This window comes from Kineosporia rhizophila, from assembly GCF_021277265.1.
Lineage (GTDB): Bacteria > Actinomycetota > Actinomycetes > Actinomycetales > Kineosporiaceae > Kineosporia > Kineosporia rhizophila.
In genome coordinates this window covers 96,324-104,626 of the sequence record NZ_JAJSOH010000028.1, presented here as the reverse complement: position 1 = coordinate 104,626, position 8,303 = coordinate 96,324, and the positions used below count along the sequence as shown (strand labels likewise).

6 protein-coding genes and 1 riboswitch are annotated in these 8,303 nt (G+C 71.9%); of the genes, 1 reads left to right on the top strand and 5 read right to left on the bottom strand.

Annotation, left to right across the window (positions count from 1 at the left end; genetic code table 11):
* Positions 1-247: 247 nt before the first annotated feature.
* A complete protein-coding gene (locus LWF15_RS36965; RefSeq protein WP_269811009.1) occupies positions 248-376 on the top strand; it encodes a hypothetical protein in 129 nt (42 codons plus the stop codon).
* Between the two features lie 25 nt (positions 377-401).
* On the opposite strand, the gene LWF15_RS29215 is transcribed toward LWF15_RS36965, so the two are convergent.
* The 5 genes from LWF15_RS29215 to pdhA form a co-directional block, all read right to left on the bottom strand.
* Positions 402-2,210, bottom strand: a complete 1,809-nt coding sequence (locus LWF15_RS29215; RefSeq protein WP_232814186.1) for an ABC transporter permease subunit — start codon at positions 2,208-2,210, stop codon at positions 402-404.
* Positions 2,165-3,685, bottom strand: coding sequence for an ABC transporter substrate-binding protein (locus LWF15_RS29210; RefSeq protein WP_232814185.1), 1,521 nt, complete (start codon positions 3,683-3,685; stop codon positions 2,165-2,167). The genes LWF15_RS29215 and LWF15_RS29210 overlap by 46 nt, the downstream gene beginning before the upstream one ends.
* Positions 3,686-3,713: 28 nt before the next feature.
* Positions 3,714-3,935: riboswitch (cobalamin riboswitch) on the bottom strand.
* A gap of 117 nt (positions 3,936-4,052) precedes the next feature.
* Positions 4,053-6,032: a dihydrolipoamide acetyltransferase family protein gene (locus tag LWF15_RS29205; RefSeq protein ID WP_232814184.1), complete on the bottom strand. Its 1,980-nt coding sequence runs from the start codon at positions 6,030-6,032 to the stop codon at positions 4,053-4,055.
* Positions 6,025-7,056, bottom strand: coding sequence for an alpha-ketoacid dehydrogenase subunit beta (locus LWF15_RS29200; protein WP_232814183.1), 1,032 nt, complete (start codon positions 7,054-7,056; stop codon positions 6,025-6,027). Before LWF15_RS29200 ends, LWF15_RS29205 begins: the two co-directional genes overlap by 8 nt.
* Positions 7,053-8,222, bottom strand: coding sequence for a pyruvate dehydrogenase (acetyl-transferring) E1 component subunit alpha (gene pdhA, locus LWF15_RS29195; protein ID WP_232814182.1), 1,170 nt, complete (start codon positions 8,220-8,222; stop codon positions 7,053-7,055). The genes LWF15_RS29200 and pdhA overlap by 4 nt, the downstream gene beginning before the upstream one ends.
* Positions 8,223-8,303: the final 81 nt, after the last annotated feature.

The window sequence follows — 8,303 nt, the reverse complement described above, 5'->3', positions numbered from 1 at the left end:
CGCGGGGGGCTTTGCGCCGGGCACGTCTGGCCCGCCTGGTGCCTCGGCCGCGGCTGGCTCACCGCCTGACCCGGGCCCGGCTGCAGCTCCATCCCGGCCCATCTTCTCTTCCGCTGGCGCTGGGGGTCGGCCGAGTTCACGGCGGCGTCGGCGTATCCGCCTTCCCCGGCTGGGTCTTCCTCCCCTGCCGCGCCTCGGACTTCCCTCCGCACCCAGGCTGGGGCTGCCTACTCTGCCGCGCGTAGGTATGCCGCGGCTCGGCATTCGTGTGTTCCCGCAGCGTCGCCGCCGCGCCGGGATACGGGTGGAGTCTCTGGTGCTCGCCGTGCTCGTTCTGGTTCTCGGGCTGCTGGTGGCTGTGCGCATCCCGTTCTGATGCTTCGCTCTTCAGCGCTGGCGGGTCAGCGTTCGGGGCGGTCGGAACTGGTGAGGACGGCCAGGATCACGAGTACGCCGGCCGGGCCGATGACCAGCCAGGGGGCGCTGGAGAGGTAGCCGACGCCGGCGGCGAGCATGGCGCCCAGTTCGGGGCGGTCGGGGTCGGCACCCAGTCCGAGGAAGCTCAGGCCTGCGATGCCCAGGGCGGCCGCGGGCAGGCGGACCAGGGCGTGGCGCAGCAGGGGAGAAAGTACGGCGGGCAGGATGTGCACTCGCAGGAGACGCCAGGGGGTGGCGCCGGCGAGGACGGCGGCGCTGATGTAACCCGCGGAGCGGGTTTCCGCGGTCAGGGTTCGGGCGTGCACGGCCAGGGGAACCCATGCGACCAGGAGCACCGCCAGGCACGCCCCGGCCAGGTCAGGACCCAGAGCGGCGGCCACCAGCAGACCGGCCAGGTTCGCGGGCACCGTGGCCAGTACGTCCAAGGCGCCCGGGGCAGAACCCGAGCGGGTCAGGCCTCCCACCGTTCCAACCAGCGCGCCGATGAGTAGGGCCACGGCGGAGATCCCGGCGGCCAGCGAGACGGTCAGCAGGGTGCCCTCGGCCAGCCGTCCCCACTGGTCGTGCCCCACGGCGTCGGCGCCGAAGGGGTGCGCCAGGCTGGGGGAGGCCAGGCGTAGCGACAGATCGGTCGCGGTGCCGTCGCGGAAGAGGCCGCCCGCGATGGTGAGAACCAACAGAGTGAGCAGTGCGACGGCTGCCCAGCGCCGACGTCCATAGTTCCCTGACCCCAACTGGGCGGCTACCCCGATGGCGCGCTCCGCCTCGGGCACGGCGAGTGCCCGGTGCACTGCCGCAGCTACCGCCGCAGCGGCCAGCCCGACCATCACGAAACTGGCGAGCACTGCCTGAACGACGGGCAGGTCTTCGGCGAGGACGGCGTCGAGGGCGAGCGTGCCCGCTCCGGGGATGGAGAACACCTTCTCCACCGCGACCGACGAGCCCACGATCGACATGCCGACCACCACGATCTGCGGCGCTCCCATCGCGACCAGACGCCGCACCACAGCCCGCCGTAGGGGACACCGGTCCAGCCCGCTCGCCCGCCAGCTGCGCACCCAGGGGTCAGACAGTGTCTGCTCTGCCGTGGCCGTGAGCATCCTGGCCAGCAGCCCGCCGGCGGGCAGTCCCAGAGCCAGACCCGGGAGAACCGCGCTCGCCGGGCCGTTCCAGCCGAAGACGGGCAGCACGTTCCAGGTGACGGCGAAAAGCAGGACCCCGCTGACGGCGAGCACTACTTCCGGCAGGGCTGCGAGTGCTGCCGGGACCGGGCCTGTGAGCAGCCGGGCTGTTCTGGACGGTGGTTGTTCCAGGGCAGGGGTCAGCAGAAGACCGGCGACCAGTACGGCGATCACCAAGGCAGTTCCGGCCAGCGTCAGGGAGGTGCTCAGCGCTGGGCGCACCAGGTCGTCGACGGGCTGACTGCTGACCCAGCTGGTGCCGAAGTCTCCCCGCAGGGCGTTGAGCAGCCAGTTCAGGACACCGGAGAACGGGTTGGACGGCAGGTCGAGTTGCCGGCGCAGCGCCTCGACGGCCTGCGGGTCGTCGCCTCGGGCGGTGTAGCGCACCCGCAGCACGGTCTGGGCCGGGTCTTCGCCGCGCAGCCAGGGAAGTGCCGCGACGACGAGCAGAAGCAGCAGGAACGCCCCGACCGTACCGGGGGCCGCGCGGACGAATCGGCCCCCGGTACGCAGGTGACTGCTCAGGTTGCTGCCCAGGTTCGCGGTCAGTCGTCCAGCTCGGTCGCGGCGGTGATCACGGCGCGCTCCCACGGGTCGGCGGCCAGGCCGGTGAGGCCGTCGGCGACACCGAACTGGGTGCGGTCGTGGATCAGCGGGATGACGGCGACCTGGGAGAGCACCGTGTGCTCGGCGGCCACGGCGGCCTGGTTGCGGGTCTCGACGTCGGCCTGCCCGGCGGCCTCGGCGAGATCCTGGTCCAGGTCCTGGTCGCAGTACCGGCTGAGGTTGTAGCCGCCTTCACAGCCGAAGTCGGCCTGCAGATAGCTGATCGGGTCGGCGGTGTCCTGGCCGTAGGAGCGGCTCATGATCACCGCGTCGTAGGTGCCCTTGAGGTAGTCGGACTCCATCTGGTTGTACTCCTGCACCACCGTCTTGACGTCGAAGCCGGCCTTGCGCCACTGGTCGGCCACGACGGTGGCGATCTCCGCCAGCTCCGGCCGGTCGGCGAAGGTGGCCAGGGTGATCTGCTTCGGGGTCTGGCTCGAACCCCACGGCTCGGCCTGCGGGTAGGTGGGGGCCGGGCGGTTCTGCGCCCAGGTGGAAACCGTGGAGAACAGGCCCTGGGCCGGGTCGGCGGCCCCGGCGTAGATGGTGCCGGCCAGGTCGAGGCCCTCGATCGCCTCGCGGGCCAGTTCGCGCTTGCCGGGGTCGGAGAACACCGGGGAGCTCTGGATCAGGTGCACCGAGACGGTGCGGGGCAGCGGCACGGCCAGCACGTTCTCGGCCCCGACCGGCTCGAGCTGGTCGGCGGGCAGGGCCTGGGCCAGGTCGGTCTGCCCGGCCCGCAGCGCCGAGGCCCGTTGGTCGCCGTCGGCCACGAAGCTCAGTTCGATCCCGGCCAGCGCCGGCTCGCCGCCCCAGTAGGCCGGGTTCGCGCTCAGGTCGGCCGAGGTGGTGCCGTTCAGGGCGGTCATCGTGTACGGGCCGGTGCCCGTGCCGACCACCGAGGGCGAGGCCGGGTCGGCGTAGGCCTTCTCGGCCAGGATGGCCAGCTCGGGGGAGGTGAGGCGCTGGACGAGCACCGGGTCGGGGGTCTTGGTGACGATCCTCACCGCGTTCTCGCCGACGGCGCTCACGGTCAGCTCAGTACCTGACAGGGCGCGGGGGGCGGGCTCGGCCTCGGCGGCGTTGGTCAGGGACGCGGCCACGGCCTCGGCTGTCATCGCGGTGCCGTCCTGGAACTTCACTCCGTCCCGCAGGGTGAGTTCCCAGGTGGCGGGGTCGGTCTGCTCCCAGCCGGTGGCCAGTGAGGCGGCCGGCGCACCGGAGGCGTCGAGCTTGACCAGCGTCTCCGTGGCGCCCACGCCGTAGCTGGTCACCGCGTCGTCGCTGTAGGGGCTGAGCGCGGCGACCGGAGTGAAGGCGTACGCGTAGCGCAGCGTCTTGCGTTCTCCCGAGCCGCTTGCGGCCTGGTCGTCGGAGCCACCGCCGCAGGCGGCCAGTGAAAGGACGATTGTCGCCCCGATCAGCGTCGTGATCGTCTTGGCAGAACGTGCAGGGTCCATGGAACGGACCGCCTCCAGCACCTCGTGGTTGCGAAACAGTGCCGTGGCCGGTCTCCTGGCTCTCGGGTCGAACGCTGCCGGTGCACCTTCCCAGGCCTGCGCGCCACCTCGACGAGCTCGTCGGGGCGTCGTGCCGGGCCCAGTGGCGCCCGATTCGGACTACGCGAACCGGCACCTTCCCGATCACAGTGGCGAGGGCCGCTCCGGTCCTGCACCGGAATTCCCGAGCACCACGGCCTCGTCAACCTAGATCACCGGTGGCGGTGGCGGCAAGGCGGGCCGAAATGCATGAATGCCTGTTCATCTCATCAGGTTTCGCCTCCGTCGGGGGTGGGCGGGCTGCGACGGCCGAGGGCCGGGCCGGGGTTCAGAGGTCGCCGAGGGCGGTGACCGGGTTCTCCACGCAGTCGGCGACGAACCGCAGCAGCCCACCCGCGGTGGCCCCGTCGCAGACCCGGTGGTCGAAGCTCAGCGTCAGCTGGGTGACCTTCCGCACGGCCAGTTGCCCCTCGAGCACCCACGGCCGGTCGACGATGCGCCCGATGCCCAGGATGGCGGCCTCGGGATGGTTGATGATCGCCGCGGCCCCGTCGGTGCCGAACACCCCGTAGTTGTTGACCGTGAACGTGCCGCCGGTCAGATCGGCCGGAGTGATCCGGCCGTCGCGGGCGGCCGCGGTCTTCTGCTGCAGGGCGGCGGCCAGCTCCCGAGTGGTGAGCCGGTCGGCGTGACGCACGACCGGCACCACCAGCCCCCGGTCGGTCTGGGCGGCGAAGCCCAGGTGGACGGCGTGATGACGGTGGATCTCGCCGTCCTCGACGGTGGCGTTGAGCTCGGGGAAGCGGCGCAGGCCGGCCACCACGAACCGGGCCAGCAGGGCGACGAGGCTGACCGGCTGGGCCGGGGACGCCCAGTGGGCCGGCGCCCCGCCTGACCGCTGGCTGCTGCCGGCGGCGTTGTGGGCGGAGCTGTTCAGGGCGCTGCGAGCGGCCAGGAACGGTGTGGCGTCGGCGTCGACCCAGATGGTGGCTTCGGGGATCTCACGGCGGGAACGGGAGAACTTCTCCGCAGCGAAACGACGGACGCCGGTGAGGGGCAGGCGGTCAAACCCGAGGACGTCGTCGGCCGGGTCTGCGGGCCCGCTCCTCAGTGCGCGCTGCGAGTCAGCAGCGGGCCGTGAGTGGGTGGTGGCCTGCGAGTCGGTAACGGGTCCAGCGTCGACAGTGGCTCGTGCGTCGGCAGTGGGGCGTGAATGTGCCGCGGACCGTGAATGTGCAGCAGGCTCGGCATATTCGGCGGGTGCACCCACGCCGCTGCGAACCCCCTGCTCGGAGAGGTCAGCGGACCGGCTGGTTGCCCGGGCGTCCGCACCACGTTCCTCGAGGGCACGACGGATGTCGGCGCGCATGATCAGGCCGTCCGGTCCGCTGCCGGTGACCAGTCGCAGGTCGAGCTGGGCCTCGCGAGCGATCCGGCGGGCCAGGGGCGAGATGACGCGCACAACAGTGCTGTTCGCATGTCCCGGCGCTGGCTCAGGTCGTGGCTCCTGCCCCGGCTCCAGTCGTCGCTCAGGCTTTCGCCCAGGCCGTTGCTCCGTGCCCGGCTGGTTGCCCGGTTCATTCAGGGTGGGCTCGAGCCGTCCGTCGAGGTCTGGTGTTCTCGTTCCGGGCGCGGCCCAGCCGGTCCGGATCGGCCTGCGGCGCCGGGTTCGGGCGGTAGCCGGCGTGCCGTAACCGATCAGCACGTTGCCGCTCGCCTCACCGGCGCCGGTGCCTCCGCCGACGCTTTCGCCGGTGCCTTCGCCAGGGTCTGTGCCGGTGCTTGTGGGCTGGGGCGGGGCGATCTCGATGCCGGGTTCGCGTAGTCCGCCCATCGAGCCGATCTCGGCTTCGCCGATCCTGTCGGCGTTGTCAGCCTCCCCGATCCTGTTGACCCCGGCGGCCTGGCCAGCCCTGTTGGCCTGCTCGGTCCCGGTGATCCCGCTGGCCCAGCCGATACTGCTGCCCTCGACAACGGTGCCGCCGCTGCTGCCGCTGCTGCCGTGGTCCCGGTGGTGAGCACCGCTGTCACCACCAGCCTCGGTGCCGGCTCTCCCCAGCGCCTCGTCGGCTCCCTTCTCGGCCACGCTGATGAGTGGTGCGCCGACGGGCAGCATCACCCCGGGTTCGGCGTGCAGCACCGTGACGGTGCCGGCGAACGGGACCGGTACCTCCACCGAGGCTTTCGCGGTCTCCACCTCCACCACCGGCTGGTCGATGGTGACCTCGTCGCCGACCTGCACCAGCCAGCCCACGATCTCCGCCTCGGTCAGGCCCTCGCCCAGGTCGGGCAGCAGGAAGTCAGGCATTCTCGTCCTCCCACTGCAGGCGGCTCACGGCGTCGAGGATCCGGTCGGGGCTGGGCAGGTGGTGGGCCTCCAGTTTGGGTGGCGGGTAGGGGATGTCGAATCCGGTGACGCGCAGGATCGGTGCGGCCAGGTGGTGGAAGCACTGCTCGGTGAGGCGGGCGGCGACCTCGGCGCCGTAGCCGCAGAAGCCTCCGGCCTCGTGCACGACGACGGCGCGGCCGGTGCGGCGCACGCTGGCGGTGACGGTCTCGTCGTCGAACGGGTTCAGGCTGCGCAGGTCGACGACTTCCAGGTCGTAGCCCTCCTCGGCGCCTGCCGTGGCGGCCTCCAGCGCGGTGGCCACGGTGCCGCCGTAGGTGATGACCGTGACGTCCCGGCCCGACCGCACGATCTGGGCCTGCCCGATCGAGGGGCCGTCGGTGGTGAGCTCGGTGGTCTCCTTGGCCCAGTAGCGGCGTTTGGGTTCGAGGAAGATCACCGGGTCGGGGCAGTCGATGGCCAGGCGGAGCAGGCGGTAGCCGTCGCCGGGGGTGGAGCAGGTGACCACGCGCAGGCCGGCGCTGTGGGTGTAGTAGACCTCGGAGGAGTCGCAGTGGTGTTCGACCCCACCGATGCCACCGCCGTAGGGGATCCTGACCACCATGGGCAGGGCCACTCGTCCTCTGGTTCGGTTGTGCATCTTGGCGAGGTGGCTGGTGATCTGCTCGAACGCGGGGTAGGCGAAGGCGTCGAACTGCATCTCGACCACGGGACGCAGGCCGTTCATGGCCATGCCGATGGCGGTGCCCACGATGCCGGACTCGGCCAGCGGCGTGTCCCACACCCGGGTGTCGCCGAAACGCGCGGCCAGGCCGTCGGTGACCCGGAACACGCCGCCCAGCGGCCCCACGTCCTCACCGAGGACCACCACGCGCTCGTCCTCGGCCAGGGCGTCGCCCAGCGCGCGGTTCAGGGCCCCGGCCAGGGAGAAGGACTGTGCCGCGGCACTTTCGACGGCCTTGACGGGCTGCACGGTGGTACTCATGCGGTGGCCTCCTCGTCGCGCTGGAGTTCGTCCTGCAGATCGGCCCGCTGCCGGGCGAGGGAAGCCGGTGGGTCGGCGTAGACGTGCTCGAACAGGGCGCCCGGTTCGGGTGCGACGCCGCCGGTGCTGCGGGCTCGCACGCTTGCGGCCACCTCTTCGGCCTCGGCGGAGATCTGCACCAGGTCGAGCGGGTGCCCCTGGTGCTCGAGGAACAGTTCGAGGCGGCGCAGGGGGTCGCGTTCCAGCCAGTAGGCGACCTCGTCGTCGTGCCGGTAGCGGGTGGCGTCGTCGGCGTTGGTGTGGGCCTCGACGCGGTAGGTGCGGGCCTCGATCAGGACCGGGCCTCCGCCCGCGGCGGCGTGCTCGACGGCCTGCCGCACGGCTGCGTACACGGCCGCCACGTCGTTGCCGTCGACGAGGTGGGAGGGGATGCCGTAGCCGATGCCCTTGTGGGCGAGGGAGGGGGCCGCGCTCTGCTTGGCCAGGGGGACGCTGATCGCGTAGCCGTTGTTCTGGACCAGGAACACCACCGGGGCCTTCCAGACCGCGGCGAAGTTCAGGGCCTCGTGGGTGTCTCCCTCGCTGGTGGCGCCGTCGCCGAGCAGGACCAGCGCGACCGTGTCCTGCCCGCGCAGCCGGGCGGCATGGGCCAGCCCCACCGCGTGCAGGGTGTTCGTGGCCAGCGGGGTGCACTGCGGCGCCACCCGGTGCTCGTACGGGTCGTAGCCGCAGTGCCAGTCTCCGCGGAAGCTGACCAGGACCTCGTGCGGGTCTACGCCCCGCGTGAAGACGGCCACCGAGTCGCGGTAGGTGGGAAACAGCCAGTCCTGACCGCGTAGTGCCAGTGCGGCGCCCACCTGGCAGGCCTCCTGCCCGCGGGAGGACGGGTAGACCGCCAGCCGGCCCTGTCTGGTGAGGGCCGTGATCTGGGCATCGAGACGGCGGCCGACGGCCATCGCCCGGTAGAGCCGGGCCAGGGTCGCGTGATCGGGCCGGGAGAGGGCGGTCTCGGCGCAGGCAGCCCCCGACGGGTCGATGAGCTGCACGGGAGCCGGGGCAGGCAGCAGGCCGGGACGGGCGTCGGTGGGCGCTGGCGTGGGGCCGGGCCGGTCATCCTCCTCGTGCCCGCTGGGCCCGTCGTGCCGGGACTGCTGCGTACTGCTCATCAGGCTCCACCTTCGACGTTGAAGACGCGAAAACCCCTGCCGTGCGGTGACCAGTCAAGGTGGTCGGGGGTGAGGCGTCAA